We start from the raw sequence: 16,533 nt of genomic DNA, 5'->3' as shown, positions 1-16,533 counted from the left end.
CGCTGATGCAACGAACTGACAAAGGACTACCAGATGGAAACGAATTCCGCCGTCGAATCGTCGGCTGCAGGCGCAACGACTAACGCCGATCTCTCCCTGCTCGATCGCATCGTGCTCGAAGGCAACATGGCCGTCGAGCCGTCGCAGGGCATCTACGCGAAGAAGCTGATCGGCCAGCTCGCGTCGCAGATCCTCGACGAAGGCATGCGCACGAGCCCCGACAAGGGCGTGGTCGCGATGATCAATGAGCGCGTGGCCGAGATCGACAAGCTGCTCACGGACCAGCTCAACGCGATCATGCACGACGAGGCGTTCCAAGCGCTCGAGGCGTCGTGGACGGGCCTGCACGACATGGTCTATGGCACCGAAACCAGCACGCGCCTGAAGCTGCGCTTGCTCAACGTCACGAAGAAGGAACTGCTCAAGGACCTCGAGACCGCCGTCGATCACGACATGAGCGTGCTCTTCAAGAAGGTCTACGAAGAGGAATACGGCACCTTCGGCGGCTATCCGTACTCGGTGCTGATCGGCGACTACTCGTTCGGCCGGCATCCGCAGGACATCGCACTGCTCGAGCGCATCTCGAAGGTGGCAGCGGCCGCGCACGCGCCGTTCATCGCCGCCGCCGCCCCGACCCTGTTCGATTTGAAGGCGTTTACCGAGCTGGGCGTCACGCGCGATTTGTCAAAGACCTTCGAAAGCGCGGAACTCGCGACGTGGCGCAGCTTCCGCGCCTCGGAAGATTCGCGCTACGTCTCGCTCGTGCTGCCGAGCTACGCAGCGCGCTTGCCCTATGGCGCGAAGACGAAGCCGGTCGAGTTGTTCAATTTCGAGGAGGACGTCGACGGCTCGGATCACAGCAAATACCTCTGGGCGAACTCCGCGTACCAGCTCGGCCTGCGCATTACCGATGCCTTCGCCAAGTACAGCTGGTCGACGGCAATCCGCGGCGTGGAAGGCGGCGGCAAGGTCGACGGCATCGCCGCGCACGCGTACAAGACGTCGGAAGGCGACGTCGCGCTCAAGTGCCCGACCGAAGTGACGATCACGGACCGCCGCGAGAAGGAACTCAGCGATCTGGGCTTCATCGCGCTAGTGAACTCCAAAGGCTCGAACTACGCGGCGTTCTTCGGCGGTCAAACGGCCAACAAGCCGGTGCTGTACAACAAGGACGAAGCGAACGCGAACGCGCAGTTGTCGGCGCGCTTGCCGTACGTGCTCGCGGCATCGCGCTTCGCGCATTATCTGAAGGTGATCATGCGCGACAAGGTCGGCAGCTTCCAGACGCGCGGCGGCATCGAAGCGTTTCTGAACAACTGGATTTCCGATTACGTCTTGATCAATCCGTCGGCGTCGCAAGAGCAGAAGGCGCGTTTCCCGCTTGGCGAGGCCCGTGTGGACGTGACGGAAGTGCCCGGCAAGCCCGGCTCGTATCGCGCGACGTGCTTTATCAAGCCGCACTTCCAAATGGAAGACCTGACGGCTTCGATTCGGCTCGTGGCCGACCTGCCGGCGGCGGCTGCCTGACGGCGAGCAACGCATGAACGTGCGGCGTGCGCTGGAGCGCCGCCGCTTCCTTCGCCATACATCGAATCGGAATACACATGGATACAGTCATCCTGCAGTTCAAGGACATCAAGGGCAACTCGCTGATCGACGGCTACGCCGACGGCATCGTGCTCTATTCGTTCAGCCACAGCGTCGCCATGCCGATGAACTCGGACACGGCCAACACCGAGCGCACGATGGGCCGCCCGACCTTCAGCGAGTTTTCGATCACGAAGGCGACCGACCAGGCAACCCCGGCCCTGTACGCGGCCTGCGCCGCGGGCACGAAGCTCGGCGATGCGACCATTTCGATCGGCCGCAACGAAGGCGGCAAGTTCATGCTGCTGATGAAATACGTGCTGAGCAACTCGATGATTTCGCACATCAGCACGGGCGGCGGCAGCTCCGAGATGTCGGATTCGGTCACGATCCACTTCACGCAGATGACGTCGCAATACACCCAGCAAAACACCGACTCGACGAAGAAAGGCAATGCCTCCTTCGGCTGGGATCTTGCCGCGAACAAGGCAGTCAGCGTGTCGTGATGAAGTGAATGCGGTGCGCCGCCCGAAGGTGGCGCACCCGGTAGTTTTGGGTTCTACGCTTACGTTATGTCGACCATGCGCCAGGGCTATCCGATGCCGCTGTTCGAGCGTCTCGTCGAGGATTCCGACGCCTGGCTCGAAGGCGAGGGCGCGCTGCGCGATTCGGTGGCGCGCGAGCTCTCGCGCCTGCTGAATGCGCGCTCGCGTTTGACGATGGCCGAGTTCACCCGCAGCGACTGCGGCGTGCTGGACTACGGCGTGCCCGACTTCTCGGAGCGGTCGTTGCGCTCGGGCGCCGATTGCGATGCGATCCTAGCGGCGGTGCGCCACGCGATCGCGCTGTTCGAGCCGCGGCTCGTCAACGTGGGCGTGAAGTTCGCCTTCCGCGGCGATAACAGCCGCGACGCGGTGCTCGTCGTCGAGGGCGACATTCGCGTCGAACGATCGGTCGACCACGTATTTTTCGAATTGGCGGCCGGCGCCGGCGCAAGCCGGGACGACCCGGACGGATGCTGACCGACATGGCGCCAGACGATATCCTCCAGTACTACAAACGTGAGCTGTCCTATTTGCGCGTGCAGGGCGCGGACTTCGCTCAGCGTTATCCGAAGGTCGCCTCGCGTCTCGCGTTGCACGGCACGGAGTCGCTCGACCCTCATACGGAGCGTTTGATCGAAGCGACGGCGTTTCTCGCGGCGCGCGTGCATCGCGATCTGGACCAAGCGTTTCCGCAAATTGCCTCGGCGCTGCTCGAGAACGTCTGCCCCTCGCTCGCCCAGACCGTGCCGTCGATGACCGTCGCTCAGTTCGAGCTCGATCCGACTCAAGGCAAGGTCACGGCCGGGTTTCGCGTGCCGCGCCATACCGGGCTGGCGGCGCTGACGGAAGACGGCGAAGCGTGCCGCTTCCGCACCGCATGGGAAACCGTGCTGTGGCCGCTCGTTATGGCCGATGCACGGTTCGGCGACGACGCGACGCTGCGCCTGCGGCTCGATTGCGAGCCCGGCGTCGACTTCTCCGAACTCGAAATCCGCACGCTGCGGCTGCACTTGCATGGTGACTGGATGGTCACGATGCCGCTGTACGAGTTGCTCGTCTCGGGCGTCGTGGGCGTCTCGCTCGCGCCCGCCGATGCGCCGCTCGTCCGTCTCGGGCAATCGGCGTGGCGCGAAGTGGGCTATGCCGAAGAGGACCGCGTGCTGCCGGCGCCGGCTCACGCGCATCCCGCCTACGGCCTGCTGCAAGAATATTTCGCCTTCCCGCGCAAATTTCATTTCTTCGATTTGGACGTGCCGGCCGGCGTATTCGGCAAGGGCCGCAGTTGCGAAATCGTTCTGCATCTCGATCGCATGCCGCGCGCTCGCGCCCTCGCGCACCTCGGCGCACAACATTTTCGGCTCGGCTGTACGCCCGTGATCAACTTGTTCGCGCAGACGACCGAGCCGATCGTCGTCGACGGGCGCCGCCACGAGCACCGTCTCGTCGCCGAGCAGAAGCGCGAGGCCATCACGGAGATCCATTCGATCGTCTCGGTCATCGCGTCGGATCCCGTCGCCGATCGCGCGATCGTGCTGCCGGGCTACACCGCGGTCGATCGCATGGATTTGGACGGCGAGAGCAAGCAATCGACATTTTGGTTCGCGCGGCGCGAGCACAGCGTGCGCGGCAATGTGCCGGGCGTCGACACTTACCTGAGCTTCGTCGATGCGAAGCACAACTTCGTCGATCCCGCCACGCCGGTCGTCTACGCGAACGTCCTTTGCACGAACCGCCGCCTTGCCGAACATGTCCCTATCGGCGCGCGCATGCTCGTCGAACGGGTGTCGCGCAATACGCGCGTGCGATGCCTCTATGAGCCCACGGCGCCGCGCGAGCCTGCGCTCGGCAGCGAAACGCTGTGGCAGTTGGTGTCGTTGCTCACGCGCAACTATCACTCGCTGGTCAGCGGCCCGAACGGCAGACGCGAGTTGCAGGAGATGCTGATGCTGTTCGCGTCGGAGGGCCTGCGCGAACAAGACCAAATTCGCGGCATCAGCCGCATCGGGGCGCGCCACGTCACGGCTCATGTGGGCGCCGACGCATGGCGCGGCTATTGCCGCGGCACCGAGGTCAATATCGAATTCGATGCGGACGCGTTCGTCGGCAGTTCGCCCCTGATGATGGCCGCCGTGCTCGCGCGCTTCTTCGCGATGTGCACCTCGGTCAACTCCTTCGTCCGGCTAGTGGTGTGCCGTGGAGATGAGATATGGAAGCAATGGGAACCGATGACCGGTTGCCAGCAGTTGCTCTGATCGAGCGGCTTCTCGCTCATCCTCATGACTTCGACTTGTTCCAGGCGATTCATTTGCTGGAATGCGCGCAGTCATGGGCGCGGCCGCTCGGAACGGGCGACGGCACGGACGAGGCGGTGCGCTTTTCGGGCCATGTGTCGCTGGCCTTCGAGCCGAGCGATATCCGCACCGTGCGCAGCCACGCTGCCGGCAACGATCGCGCCACCTATACCGTGAGCACGGCGGCGATGACGCTCGCCGGCGCGAGCGGACCGTTGCCGTTGGCGTTCACCGAATGGCTCTTGAGGCGCCGCGCGGCGCGCGAAACGGCGATGTCGGATTTCCTCGACATCTTCAATCACCGCTTCCTTTCGTTCTTGTATCGCAGCCGTCAAAAGCATGCGCCCGGGCTCAATGGGCGCGCACCCGATGATGCGACGCTGACGGCCTGCCTCGATGCGCTGGGCAATCTCGGCCTGCGCGCGGGCGAACGCGGGCCGGGCGGCGCGCGGCGCTGGTTGCGTCATGCGGGGCTGCTCGGGGGCGCCCCGCGCTCGATGTCGGGATTGCTGGCGTTGCTGTCCGACCGGCTTGGCGTCGCCGTGCGCGGCGCGCAGTTCGTCGGAGGCTGGCGCGAGCTCGACGCACGCGATTCGGCGCGCTTGTCGGGCCTTCGCGGCGCGGCTTCGCGTTTGAACGGCAGGGCGGTCGTGGGGCGGCGCTGCTGGGATCAAGCGGCGGGCGTTCGCATCGAGTTCGTCGATCTGCCCCAGGAACGGTTCGAGGCGCTGTTGCCCGGCGGCGCGCTGCACGCGCTCACCGCATGGCTCGTGCAATCGTATTTGGAACAGGACCTCGATGTCCATATCGTGCTGCGGCCCGCGCCTAGGAAGGCTGTGTTTGCCGTAGGCGGCGCGGGCGCGGCGCGGCTCGGGTGGACGTCGTGGCTCGGCGCGGCGCGCGGCGCGAGTCAGGATCCCAAGGCTCCGGCGCCCCTCGCGCCTGCCCGCTTCACGCTGCGCCTGCCCCCGTCCGCGGCGGCATGGCGTCCAACGAATGCATAACCCGGCCCATCATGGAAATTGACATTCGCACTTTGGTGAGCCGGCTCAACCCGGCGTGCAAGCATGCCATGGAGCTTGCGGCGCAGCTGTGCGTACGGCAGACGCATTACAACGTCGATGTCGAGCACTTCCTGCTGCAATTGCTCGAATCGGATGCGCCCGACTTGCGCGTCATTCTCGAGCGCTTCGAGATCGCGTCCGACGACGTCTGCGCCCAACTGCAAAAAGCCGTCGATCAGTTCAAGCGCGGCAATGGCCGCACGCCCGCACTATCGCCGAACTTCTCGCGTTTGTTCCAAGAGGCTTGGCTTCTCAGTTCGATGCTGCTCGGACAGCAGCAGATTCGCTCGGGCACGGTCCTGCTCGCATTGCTCGAAGTGGACAGCCTGCGCGGGTTGTTGCTCGAGTCGGCGCCCTCGCTGCTGAAGATCGCGCGCGCGACGCTGCGCGAATCGTTGCCGTCCGTGCTGGCCGCGTCGACCGAAGACGGCGGGCAGGCGGCGGCGCCTGCAAGCGGTGCGGCGGCGGGCGGTGCATCCGCCGCGCAAGCCCCGCTGCCGGCGATGCCGTCGGCAGCGGGGCGCGGGCCAGGCGGCTCGGCGCTCGCGCAGTACACGGTCGATTTGACCGAACTGGCTCGCGAAGGAGCGATCGATCCGATTTGCGGACGCGATCTGGAGATTCGTCAATTGATCGACGTGCTGCTGCGCCGGCGCCAGAACAACCCGATCCTCACGGGCGAGGCCGGCGTCGGCAAGACCGCCGTGGTCGAAGGTTTCGCCCAGCGCATCGTGCAAGGCCAGGTGCCGCCCGCATTGCGCAACGTCACGGTGCGCTCGCTCGATCTCGCGCTGCTGCAAGCCGGCGCGGGCGTGAAAGGCGAGTTCGAGAATCGGCTCAAGTCGGTCATTGCCGAAGTGAAGGCGTCGCCTGTGCCGGTGATTCTCTTCATCGACGAGGCGCACCAGTTGATCGGCGCTGGCGGCAGCGAGGGGCAGGGCGATGCCGCCAATTTGCTCAAGCCCGCGCTCGCGCGCGGCGAGTTGCGCACGATCGCGGCCACCACCTGGGCCGAGTACAAGAAGTACGTGGAACGCGATCCGGCGCTCGCGCGCCGTTTCCAAGTGGTCAAGGTCGATGAGCCCAGCGAGGCGGTAGCCATCGAAATGCTGCGCGGCATGGTGCCCAAGCTCGCGCATCATCACGGCGTCGAAATCGTCGACGAGGCCGTGCGCGACGCCGTCAAGCTGTCGCATCGCTATATCTCGGGGCGTCAGTTGCCGGACAAGGCGATCAGCGTGCTCGATACGGCGTGCGCCCGCGTGGCCATCGGGCAAAGCGGCGTGTCGCAGGATCTCGAGGCGTTGGGCCGGGCGCTCGAAGCGGGCGAGAACCAGTTGCGCGTGCTGCGCCACGAAGCCGCGACGGGCAGCGATCATGCCGATGCGATCGCCGCGTTGACGAAACAACTCGAAGAACAGCGCGCCAAGCATGCGCGGCTCGCCGATAAGCTCGCCACCGAGCGGCGCGCGGTGGAAGAGATCCTCGCATGGCGGCGCAAGATCGCCCGCCAGGTCGAGGCGCAAGAGCCGGCCGAAGAGGGCGAGGACGCCGAGTCGTTGCTGGCCAACCTCGGGCGCCTCGAGAAAGGCCTCGAGGCCGTGCAGAACGACGAGCCGATGGTGCCGGTATACGTCGATTCGGCAATGGTGGCCGAGGTCATCTCCGGCTGGACCGGTATCCCGGTCGGCCGGATGCTCGCCGATGAGCTGCACACGGTGCTGTATCTGCACGACAAGCTGGCCGAGCGCGTGGTCGGACAGGACGAGGCGCTCGACGCCATCGCTCGACGCGTGCGCACGTTCCGCGCCGATCTGGACGACCCGAGCAAGCCCGTCGGCGTGTTCCTGCTGGTCGGCCCGAGCGGCGTCGGCAAGACGGAGACCGCCGCTGCGCTAGCGGACACGTTGTACGGCGGCGAGCGCAACATGATCACGGTGAACATGTCGGAGTTCCAGGAAGCGCACAGCGTGTCGGGCCTCAAAGGCGCGCCCCCGGGCTATGTGGGCTACGGGCGCGGCGGCGTGCTGACCGAGGCAGTGCGGCGCCGGCCGTACAGCGTCGTGCTGCTCGACGAGATGGAGAAGGCGCATCCGGACGTGCTCGAGCTGTTCTTCCAAGTATTCGACAAAGGGATCATGGAAGACGGCGAAGGCGTGCCGATCGACTTCAAGAATACGTTGATCCTGCTCACCTCGAACGCAGCGCAGGAGGTCATCACCGAAGCGAGCCAGGGGGGACGCCGGCCGCCGCCGGAGGAATTGATCGAGCGGCTGCGCCCTGCGCTGCTGCGCCAGTTCAGCCCCGCGTTCCTCGGCCGGCTCGTGCTCGTGCCGTACTACCATCTAGGCGACGCCCAAATCGCAGCGATCGTCAATCTGAAGCTGAACCGGCTCGCGGAGCGTTTCGCGCGCAACCATCACGCCCAGTTGACCTGGGACGACGACTTCGCGCGCGTCATCACCGAGCGCTGCAAGGAAGTGGATAGCGGCGCGCGCAACGTGGATCACATTCTCACGCACATCGTGCTGCCGGAACTGGCGCGCGAGGTGCTCGAGCGAATCTCGGTGGCCGAGCCGTTCTCCGCCGTTCGTTTGAAATTCACACCGACGGGCGGCCTCGCGTTCAGCTTCGCGGCGGGCGACGGAGTCTGACATGCCGGCAGTCACGACGGTCCAGACGGGCAGCTTTCTTTCGGTCAGTACGCCGTTCGGGGCGGATGTATTGCTGCTCGAAGGTTTCTCGGGGCGCGAGGCGATCTCCGAGCCGTTCCACTTCGAGCTGCGCATGCGCTCGAGCAACGCGGCGCTATCGGCGGCCTCCATCGTCGGTCAGAGCGCGACCGTGGCGCTGCAGACCCAGGGCGGATCGGCGCGCTACTTCAACGGCATCGTCACCCGCTTCGCGCAGGTGGGCGCCGATGCGGCGAACGGCTACTACTCGGCGGCGCTCGCGCCGCGTTTGTGGCTGGCCACGCTCGGCAGCGACCGCGTGATCTATCAGAACCTGAGCGTGCTCGACATCATTCAAAAGGTGCTGGCTCCCTTCAACGTCACGGTGAAGCAGAGCACGACGGGCACGTACGCGGCGCGCGAATACTGCGTTCAGTACGACGAGAGCCCGTTTCAGTTCATCTCGCGGCTCATGGAAGAAGAGGGCATCTTTTACTTCTTCACGTTCGCGAACGGCAGCCATACGATGGTGCTCGCGGATAGCCCGTCCGCGCACGAGCCGATAGCCGGCGCTTCGCAATTGTGGTTCTCGAGCGATTCGGCGGCGCACGACCCGTCCGAGCGCGTGAGCGCGTTCGAACTCGTTACCGGACTGACCGAACGCACGCATATCGTCGCCGATTACGACTTCACGTCGGCAGCGGTCTCCACGGGGACTTCGTCGGCATCGAGCGGGGTGACGAACGGGACGCGCTATACGTTTCCGGGGCGCTATGCGCAGGCGTCTGACAGCGCGCACACTGCCGATTTGCGGCTCGCGGCGCTGCAGATCGGCCAGCAGACCGGTCGCGGCGCCAGCGCCTGCTATGCGCTCACGGCCGGGTCCAGCTTTACGCTCGGCGGTCATGCCAACAGCGCGGTCAACACGACCTATGTCGTGCGCGCCGTCGAACACAGCGCGGCGAACGACGTTTACAAGAACGAATTCGTCGTGTTTCCCTCGTCGGTTCCGTTCCGTCCGCCGCTCGTCACACCGCGGCCCGTGGTTGCGGGCAATCACACGGCGACGGTATCGGGCTCTTCCGGCGAGGAGATTTGGACCGATTCCTTTGGGCGGATCAAGGTCAAGTTTCATTGGGACCGCTCCGACAGTCAGAACGAGAACACGTCGTGCTGGGTGCGCGTCGCGCAGACCGTCGCGGGAAGCGGCTGGGGGCACTTCTTCCTTCCGCGCGTCGGGCACGAGGTGATCGTGAGCTATGTCGACGGCGATCCGGACCGCCCGCTCGTGACCGGCAGCGTGTACAACCAATCGAGCACGCTCCCGTATGCGCAGCCGTCCATGCAGACGCGCAGCACCATCATGTCGCGCTCGTCCAAGGGCGGCAGCGCAGGCAATGAAATCCGCATGGAGGATAAGACCGGCAGCGAGGAGTTGTACTTGCATGCCCAGAAAGACATGACCGTGTCGATCGAGAATGCGCTTGCGACCACCGTGATCGCAGGCAACGAGACGCATACGATTCAGAAGGGCGACCGCACGGTGGACGTGCAGACGGGCAAGGAAACGTACACGGTCAAGGGCACGCGCTCGCTCGACGTGACCGGCGACGAAACGCATACCAACCACGCGAAGTACACGCACGATGTGACGGGAGACTACACGCTCAAGGTGAGCGGCAATTTGACGATCGACGTGAGCGGGTCCATCACGTTCAAATCCGGCACGTCGTTGACCTCGCAGGCCGGCACCTCGCTCTCCAATCAAGCGGGCACCACGCTCGAGAACAAGGCCGGCACCACGCTCACACTCGAGGGGCTCGAGGTGCAGTGCAAGGCGTCGGCCGCGGCGACGGTCGACGGCGGCGGGATGCTGACCGTGAAGGGCGGCCTCGTGAAGATCAATTGACGCTGCCGCCTACCTGACGAACGACCGCCATGTCCGAGCCCAAGCCTACGAGTCTCCCGCTTTCCCCGGCCGCGCCGCCGGGCGCGCTCGCGCGCACCGTGATCGAGCAGCGCGATGCGAGCGGCGCCGTGACCGGGCGCACGTCGACGGCGGGCGGCGTGCCGCACGGCGCCATGACGCGTTGCACGCCCGACGGCAGGCCGACCTTGGAAGCGCAGTATGCGCACGGGGTCTTGTCGGGGCAGATGCGTGCGTTCGATCCGCCGGGGGTGCCCGCGAAAGAGGCGCATTACGTCGATGGCAAGGAACATGGCGTGACGACGCTGTATCAGGATGGCCGCGTCGCGGCACGGCAGTGCTTCGCGGCGGGCGTGCTTCAGGGCGAAAGCGTGTCGTATGCGCCGTCGGGCCAAGTCACGTCGCGGCTTCCCTATCTAGCCGGCAAGCTCGAGGGCGAAGCCGTGTATTTGCACGAAGGCGTGGTCGTGCGGCGCGCGCGATACCGCGCGGGCGTGCTCGAGGGCGAAACGCGCGAGTACGCCGCGGACGGCACGCTGGTGCAGAGCCTTCCGTATCGCGCTGGTTTGTTGCATGGAACGGCGCGCCGCTTCGGCCCGGACGGCCAGGTAATGGCCGAACGACGCTACGCAAGCGGCAAGCCGCAAGAGGCATGGCGCAGCGTCGACGCGCCCGTTGCCGGCGCGGCGGGCGGGCTGCCGAAGATCGTCGCTAACTTCGAGAAATGGGTGAAGGGCTGAGCCATGGGCATTCTCGTCACCACCGGCACCACGTTGCAATGCAGCTTCGGCGTGGCGCCTTCGTCGCTGAACGTGCTCCCCACTGCGTGCGTCATGTCGGGCGCGCCGGCCGCGACCATCATGGACAACGCGCCCATGGTCAACGTCATGCCGTTCGGCATGTGCAACTGCCCGGCCAACCCGCAGGTGGCGGCCGCCACGGCGGCGGCGCTGGGCGTGCTCACGCCGATGCCGTGCGTGCCGGTCACGGCGGCGCCGTGGGCGCCGGGCTCGCCGACGGTGCTGGTCGGCGGTATGCCCGCTTTGCAGGACAGCTCGAAATTGATGTGCAACTGGGGCGGCGTGATCCAGATCGTCGCGCCGGCGCAATTCACCACCATGGTTCCCTGAGGACGAGTCCCGATGCCTTACGTTTTTTCCATGACGGCCCGAATGGCGACGATTGCGGCGTGCTGCATTCTGCTGCTATGCGTGCTGCTGTTCCTGCTCGGCGTCGAGATCGGTGCGCGGTATGCCACGCCCGATGCGCCTGCCGCATCTGCCGCGCCTGCCGCCGCGGCTGCGGCTGCGAGCGCGGGCGCTGCGGCCTCCGCCGCGCCCGCTTCCAATGCTTCTTGAAATCTGTCAACGGTAATCGCTTATGTCTACGCTTCACAGTTCGTGTCCCGCACCGCACCGGCGTCGCATCGAGGCACGCGCGCTGCGCGCGCTCGCCGGTCGCGTTGCGGCCGCTTTGACGATCGGCGTTTCGCTCTTCGCGGGAACGGGAATGGGCACGGCCGCCGCGGCCGGTACGGTGGCGGCTGTGCCTGCCGCCGCCGCGGCGCCGGCCAGCGCGCCGCTCGTGCTGACGCCTACCGGGCTCGTGCGCATGCCCGACGGACGCCTGCTCGCGCCTGAGTTCGCGCGCATCGTGAACCGCGGCGAATTGGTGGTGGCGATGCTCGGCGTCGATCAGCCGCCGTTCTTCGAGACGCGCAACGGCCGCCTGCAGGGCATCGACGTCGAGATTGCCGACGAACTGGCCGCCAAGCTCGGCGTCAAGGTGCGCTTCAACCGCGACGCGAAGACCTTCGACGGCGTGGTCGGCCTGCTCGCGAACGGCGACGCCGATGTGGCGATCAGCAAGCTGTCGCGAACCTTGGCTCGCGCCGAGATCATCAGCTTCAGCACGCCGTATGTCCGGCTGCATCGCGCCCTCTTGCTCAATCGCATCAACTTCGCGCAGGTGGCGCACGGGCGTACCGCGCCGGACGTGATCCGCTCGTACGACAGCACGATCGGCGTGGTGATGAACTCGTCTTACTCGCAATATGTGCGCACCAACTTTCCCGATGCGAAGGTCAGACCGTACCCGAGCTGGGATGCGCTGCTCGGTGCGCTCGACAAGGGCGAGGTGACGGCGGCCTACCGCGACGAATTCGAAGTGAAGCACGTCCTCAAAAGCAACCCGACGGCATCGCTGAAGCTACGCGTGGTCACGCTGGACGATCTCGACGACCCGATCGCAATCGGGGTGAACGTATCGACGCCCGCCATGCTCGCGTTCGTCAATCAGTTCCTGAGCGAACGCAGCAAGAAGCTCGACGTCAAGACGTTGCTGCAGGCAACCGATAACTAAAAAGACAGCGCATCTCGGAGACCGAACGATGAATACGAAAAAGCTTTATGCCTTTGCCGTGAACCCGTGGGTGGTGATCGGCGCGCTCGCGCTCGGCAGCGCTTTCGGCTTGTTGCTTCCCGCGATGGCGGCGAAGCTGGAGGTGATCGGCGATCTTTACGTCAACTTGCTGAAGATGACGACCTTGCCGTTCATGGTATCGGCGGTGATCTTCAGCCTGCAGCGCCTCTTTCGCGATGGCGGCACCTCGCGCCTGCTGCTGCGCGTGGTGATCGTTATCCTCGGCGCATCGGCGACGGTCGCGCTCGTGGGCGCGATCGTGCTGCTGACGATGCGGCCCGGCGTCAATATTTCGACGGCGACGATGCATACGTTCGGCGCGATGGTGGGCAGCGACGATTCGGGCTCGAACGAGACGGTGATGAGCCTGTACGGAACGGACACCATGCCGAAGACCATCGGCTTGACCGACATGCTCAAGAGCCTCGTCCCGAGCAATATTTTTGCGGCGCTGGCCAGCGGCGACGCACTCAAGGCGTTGGTGTTCGCACTGTTGTTCGGCCTGGCCGTTGGCCGCGTGCCGGAACGCATCTCCGTGGGCCTGAGCCAAGCGCTCGAAACCGTGTATCACGCGTGCCAGAAGCTCATGCATTGGCTCAGCTATCCGCTGCCGCTGATCTTGTTTTGCATGAGCGCGGCGCAATTGGGCAAATCGGGCGTAGGACCGTTGCATGCGATGCTGCAATTCGTCATTGCGTTCTTCGTCGTGGCGCTGTTGCTGCTCGTCATTGCCGCCACCATCATCTGGAAGCGCTCGGCCAATTCGCTCGGCAGCACGCTCGATGCGCTGCGCGCGCCGTTCGCACTGGCACTCGCGACGCGCAACAGCGCCGCTTGCATGCCGAGCATGATCGAAAGCCTCGTCGACCGGCTCGGCTTCGCCCGTTCGCGCGTCGAGTTGATGGTGCCGCTGACGGTGTCGCTCCTGCGCGTCGGGCCGATGGTCTACTACGTGTGCGCAACGCTGTTCATCGCGCAGCTCTACGGCAAGCACCTCGGCGTGGCCGAAGTCGCCACCGTCTTGCTCGCGTCGGTTCTGGCGGGCTTCGCATCGGCGGGGATGACCGGCCTCGTGACAGTGTCGCTGATCGGCATGACCTGCGTCTATCTGAGCCTGCCCTTCGAGGCGGCTTTCATTCTGTTTCTTGCAGTCGATCCGCTGTGCGACATGCTGCGCACGCTGATCCTCGTCATCGGCAATACGGCGGCCGTGTCGATCATTTGCCCCCGGCCGCTCAAGCTCTAGAACCGGCCATGGCGCTGATAGGCATCTTAGGCGGCATGGGGCCGCTTGCCACCGTCGATTTCATGGAACGGGTGATCGCGTTGACGAGCTCGGCCGGGGCCTTGTGCGACCAGCAGCATCTGCCGTTGCTGGTGGCGCATCTGCCGCATATTCCCGACCGGTCGGAGGCGTTGCTCGGCACCGGCGAAAGCCCGTTGCCGGCGCTGCTGCACGGCATCGACATGCTCAACCGCAACGAGGTGGAGCTCATCGTCATACCATGCAACTCGGCCCATCACTGGTACGACGCGATGCGCGCCGAGAGCCGTGCGCCGATCATTCACATCGCCGAGGCAAGCGTGGCGGCGTTGCCCGCGGGCGTCGGGCGCGTGGCCGTGCTTGCGACGGGCGGCACCTTTCATTGCGGGCTCTATCAGCGCATGCTTGCTGCGCGCGGGTTCGAATCGATCGAGCCGGACCTCGACACGCAGCGGCACATCGATGCTTGTATCCGCGACGTCAAGGCGGGGAAGATCGGCGCATCGACCGAACACCTCGCCCTTGCGCTGGACTGGTTCGTTCGTCATGGAGCGAAGGCGGGCATCCTGGGCTGCACCGAGCTGCCGCTTGCCGCACAGCAGATGGACGCTCCGCCGATCCCGATGATCGACAGCACGCTCGAGCTCGCGCGTGCGACGGTATCGTACGGTCTCGCGCACGGCTGGAATCAGGCGCTATGAACAAGTTGAGACAACTGCCCAATTCGGCGCTGCTCCTGCTCTTGTGCGTGCTGCTCGGCAGTGTCGCGGGCGCGTTCGCCGAGCCCGTGGGCGAGGCTGCCTATGCCGTCGGCCAACTCTACATTTCGATCGTCAACATGGCTGCCGTCCCCTTGCTCGTGGTGGCCATGTTCTTCGGGCTGCGCCAGCTCATGGGGCTGCCGCGTCCCGGCCTGCGCATCGGCACGATGCTGATGTTGGCGCTTGCTCTCGTCGCGCTATCCGCGCTCGTCGGGACGCTGGCCGGCGTGATGGCGGCGCCCGGCTTGCACTTGACGCAAGCCGCACACGCCGAGCTTGGCCGCCTGATCTTGTCGAGCGGCGGCGATGCCGGCGAGGTGCGCATGGCGCTGTTCTCCCAAGGGGCGGACGGCATACCCGAGCATCTGTTCGCCCTGACCGAAATCGTCCCCGATAATTTCTACAGCGCGCTCGCGAACGGCCGGGCGCTCGGCATCCTGACCTGCACGATCTTCTTCGGCATGGCGTTCGCCGCCTTGTCCGCCGAACGGACGAAGGTGCTCAACGGAATCTTCGAGAGCATCTACCGCACGCTCGAAGCGCTGATCGATTACGCCAACCTGCTGTTGCCCGTGCTGGTGTTCGGTACGGCGGCTCATATGGTCGCGCATATGCCGCGCGAGGTCCTATCGGCGATGGGCGGCTTCATTTCCGTCTTCGTGATTTCGGCGGGCGTATTGTCGTGCATCGCGCTGGCCACGATCGCGACGCGCACGGGCGTCTCGTTCGGCCGCGTCGTCGCCTGCCTGCGGGCGCCGATGTTGGTCGGATTCACCTCCGGCACCGCGACGGCAGCGATCCCCCACACGATCGAGGCGATGAGCGCCAAGCTCGGCTTCAGTCGCGGCGTGGCGGATCTGGTCGTGCCGTTCGGCGCAGTATTCCTGCGCGCCGGCTCGGCGCTTTATTTCGCGCTCGTCGCCTCCTTCGTTGCGAACTTGTACGGCAACTCGCTCAATCTGGGCGACTGTGTAATGATCTGCGCCGCCTCCACGGTGGCCGCTTTCGCATCGGCAGGGCGCAACGGCGTGGGCGGCATTGCCGTCGCGGGGATCGCATTGTCGCTGCTGCGCCTGCCCGTGGAGGCGGCTTTGGTGATATTCGTCGGGATCGATCTGATTTGCGACGGACCGCGCAATCTGCTGAGCCTGCTGTCGACCTGCATGGTCGTGGCGCTGGCGTCGGGGGGCTTGCAAGCCGATCGGGCCGCTAGCCCGCAACCGAGCGCGATGCCGCATCGCGATTCGGTGGTCGTGCGCCTGGCGTTCACGCGGGCGCAGCTGGCGGTGGTGGCGGGCTGCGCCGTCGTGGCGGCTTCTTTGATCGTAGTCATGGGTATTGGAGTGGGGGCAAGATGACGGACTGGCGACGCTTTGCGGGACAGCCTTCCTTCGTGCGGGGCAGCGTGCTGCGCGATGCGCGCGCGGGCTCGCGCGCGACGAGGTTAGCGGCGCGCGGCGAGACGGCTCGCATCCGGCGCTGGGCCGCGGGCCTGCTGGCGGCGGTGTGCTTGGGGGGACTGGGCGGGTGCTCGATGCTGTTTCCGTCGGGCGACAAAGTGAAATGGGACGAGCTCACGCTAGCGGCGAGCGACGAAGCGAACAACGACAGCCCGGTCGCCGTCGACGTCGTGTTCGTGACCGACAAGACGCTGCTCGCGCGTGTGGCGGAGCTGCCTGCTTCGAAATGGTTTGCCGTGCGCGGCGATCTTGCCGCCACCTTTCCCGATTCGATCCGCTACCAAAGCTGGGAGCTCGTGCCCGGTCAACGGCTCGTGGTCCCCGGAGAAAAGCTTCGAGGCCCGCGCGTGGCGGGCGTCTTCGTATTTGCGGACTACTCGGGGCCGGGCGCCAATCGCGTTCGCATCGAGCGGTTCAATGGCCGGCTCGTCGTGCAGCTGGGCGACAACGCATTTTCCGTTTCGAGTGTGAAATGACCGAACTTCGCTGTTCCTTCGATCGCCGGCTCGCGGCGCCGCCGTGCGCCAGCCGGGCCCCTCTC

General features: G+C 65.6%; 15 protein-coding genes. All 15 read left to right on the top strand.

Features of this window, described 5'->3' with window-relative positions; genetic code table 11:
- Positions 1–33: 33 nt before the first annotated feature.
- Positions 34–1,527 (top strand): type VI secretion system contractile sheath large subunit, encoded by a 1,494-nt coding sequence (gene tssC / locus QQS38_RS20815; RefSeq protein WP_479647250.1) that lies wholly within the window; start codon positions 34–36, stop codon positions 1,525–1,527.
- Positions 1,528–1,604: 77 nt separating this feature from the next.
- Positions 1,605–2,093 carry an Hcp family type VI secretion system effector gene (locus QQS38_RS20810; RefSeq protein WP_277428516.1) on the top strand — a complete coding sequence of 163 codons (489 nt, stop codon included), beginning with the start codon at positions 1,605–1,607 and terminating at the stop codon, positions 2,091–2,093.
- 66 nt (positions 2,094–2,159) lie between these two features.
- On the top strand, positions 2,160–2,609 hold the full coding sequence (gene tssE / locus QQS38_RS20805; RefSeq protein ID WP_479647249.1) for a type VI secretion system baseplate subunit TssE: 450 nt from the start codon (positions 2,160–2,162) through the stop codon (positions 2,607–2,609).
- 5 nt (positions 2,610–2,614) lie between these two features.
- Entirely contained in the window at positions 2,615–4,384 is a 1,770-nt protein-coding gene (gene tssF, locus QQS38_RS20800) for a type VI secretion system baseplate subunit TssF (RefSeq protein ID WP_479647248.1), read from the top strand.
- Positions 4,339–5,427 (top strand): type VI secretion system baseplate subunit TssG, encoded by a 1,089-nt coding sequence (gene tssG, locus QQS38_RS20795; RefSeq protein WP_479647247.1) that lies wholly within the window; start codon positions 4,339–4,341, stop codon positions 5,425–5,427. Before tssF ends, tssG begins: the two co-directional genes overlap by 46 nt.
- A gap of 11 nt (positions 5,428–5,438) precedes the next feature.
- Positions 5,439–8,141 carry a type VI secretion system ATPase TssH gene (gene tssH / locus QQS38_RS20790; RefSeq protein ID WP_479647246.1) on the top strand — a complete coding sequence of 901 codons (2,703 nt, stop codon included), beginning with the start codon at positions 5,439–5,441 and terminating at the stop codon, positions 8,139–8,141.
- A 1-nt stretch (position 8,142) separates the two neighbouring features.
- Positions 8,143–10,068, top strand: a complete 1,926-nt coding sequence (locus QQS38_RS20785) for a type VI secretion system Vgr family protein (RefSeq protein WP_479647245.1) — start codon at positions 8,143–8,145, stop codon at positions 10,066–10,068.
- Positions 10,069–10,097: 29 nt separating this feature from the next.
- Positions 10,098–10,826, top strand: coding sequence for a toxin-antitoxin system YwqK family antitoxin (locus QQS38_RS20780; RefSeq protein ID WP_479647244.1), 729 nt, complete (start codon positions 10,098–10,100; stop codon positions 10,824–10,826).
- A gap of 3 nt (positions 10,827–10,829) precedes the next feature.
- The gene (locus QQS38_RS20775) at positions 10,830–11,216 is read left to right on the top strand and encodes a DUF4280 domain-containing protein (RefSeq protein WP_479647243.1); all 387 of its coding nucleotides are present in this window, start codon (positions 10,830–10,832) and stop codon (positions 11,214–11,216) included.
- A 12-nt stretch (positions 11,217–11,228) separates the two neighbouring features.
- Positions 11,229–11,444, top strand: coding sequence for a hypothetical protein (locus tag QQS38_RS20770; RefSeq protein WP_479647242.1), 216 nt, complete (start codon positions 11,229–11,231; stop codon positions 11,442–11,444).
- Between the two features lie 22 nt (positions 11,445–11,466).
- Positions 11,467–12,447: a substrate-binding periplasmic protein gene (locus QQS38_RS20765; protein ID WP_479647241.1), complete on the top strand. Its 981-nt coding sequence runs from the start codon at positions 11,467–11,469 to the stop codon at positions 12,445–12,447.
- Between the two features lie 28 nt (positions 12,448–12,475).
- Positions 12,476–13,753, top strand: coding sequence for a dicarboxylate/amino acid:cation symporter (locus QQS38_RS20760; protein ID WP_479647240.1), 1,278 nt, complete (start codon positions 12,476–12,478; stop codon positions 13,751–13,753).
- An 8-nt stretch (positions 13,754–13,761) separates the two neighbouring features.
- Entirely contained in the window at positions 13,762–14,472 is a 711-nt protein-coding gene (cuyB, locus tag QQS38_RS20755; protein ID WP_479647239.1) for a cysteate racemase, read from the top strand.
- Positions 14,469–15,890 carry a dicarboxylate/amino acid:cation symporter gene (locus QQS38_RS20750; protein ID WP_479647238.1) on the top strand — a complete coding sequence of 474 codons (1,422 nt, stop codon included), beginning with the start codon at positions 14,469–14,471 and terminating at the stop codon, positions 15,888–15,890. The genes cuyB and QQS38_RS20750 overlap by 4 nt, the downstream gene beginning before the upstream one ends.
- Positions 15,887–16,468 carry a hypothetical protein gene (locus tag QQS38_RS20745; RefSeq protein WP_479647237.1) on the top strand — a complete coding sequence of 194 codons (582 nt, stop codon included), beginning with the start codon at positions 15,887–15,889 and terminating at the stop codon, positions 16,466–16,468. Before QQS38_RS20750 ends, QQS38_RS20745 begins: the two co-directional genes overlap by 4 nt.
- The last annotated feature ends 65 nt before the right edge of the window (positions 16,469–16,533 follow it).

The sequence above is a fragment of the Trinickia sp. Z7 genome (genome assembly GCF_056498045.1).
The sequence above is the reverse complement of the archived record's forward strand: the minus strand, read 5'-3'. Positions and strand labels throughout refer to the sequence as shown.